The following is a 766-nucleotide window of genomic DNA, read 5'->3' as shown; positions in this document are numbered from 1 at the left end:
GCTTATGGGAAACACCCGTACCCATCCCGAACACGACGGTTAAGACGTAAGCGGCCGATGGTACTGCACTGGAGACGGTGTGGGAGAGTAGGTGGCTGCCAGCTCCAAGCTTGATCAGAAATGGTCAATATGCTTATTCAGGTAAGCATGAAGATAAGATGGGCTTATAGCTCAGCTGGTTAGAGCGCACGCCTGATAAGCGTGAGGTCGATGGTTCGAGTCCATTTAAGCCCATGAACCAAATGGGGGTATAGCTCAGTTGGGAGAGCACCTGCCTTGCAAGCAGGGGGTCACGAGTTCGAATCTCGTTATCTCCACGGAAACATAGGACGAGCGGTCGGTGTTTGGAAAGCAGCTCATGAAGAACTTGTTCTTCGATGAGGTGATGGACAAACAGGAGGACATTCGTAGAATGTCCGTGATGAAGTAAGCGGAGCTTACGAATCCCGGAAGCGAGTGATAAACTTGCAGAGTAAATCTTATGTTTCATAAAAGAGTACAAAAGAGGATAACCTCGCTAAGTGCTCAATGTGTACCTTGAGAATTTCATACAGAAAGAAAAGAGATATTATTAATAAGCCATTAATAATTAACAAGACATCAAATAATCCAAGAAACGTTTCAAAAGATTGAAACAAACGCGAATCAAGTTATCGGAAGATAGCAACGGACCACAGCATATCAAGCTACGTATGCTGTAAGGTTAAGTTAGAAAGAGCGCAGGGTGGATGCCTTGGCACTGAGAGCCGAAGAAAGACGTGATAAG

2 tRNA genes and 1 rRNA gene are annotated in these 766 nt (G+C 45.4%); all 3 read left to right on the top strand.

The annotated features are described in order from the left end of the window. Positions 1-104: ribosomal RNA gene (gene rrf / locus DW959_RS14005) — 5S ribosomal RNA — on the top strand; the annotation flags it as partial. A gap of 56 nt (positions 105-160) precedes the next feature. Further along, positions 161-234, top strand: a tRNA-Ile gene (locus DW959_RS14000). A gap of 10 nt (positions 235-244) precedes the next feature. Continuing rightward, positions 245-317, top strand: a tRNA-Ala gene (locus DW959_RS13995). The last annotated feature ends 449 nt before the right edge of the window (positions 318-766 follow it).

It is taken from the genome of Clostridium sp. AM46-21, assembly GCF_003480025.1.
Classification (GTDB): Bacteria; Bacillota; Clostridia; order Lachnospirales; family Lachnospiraceae; genus Coprococcus; species Coprococcus ammoniilyticus.
This window is presented reverse-complemented; position numbering and strand designations above follow the sequence as displayed.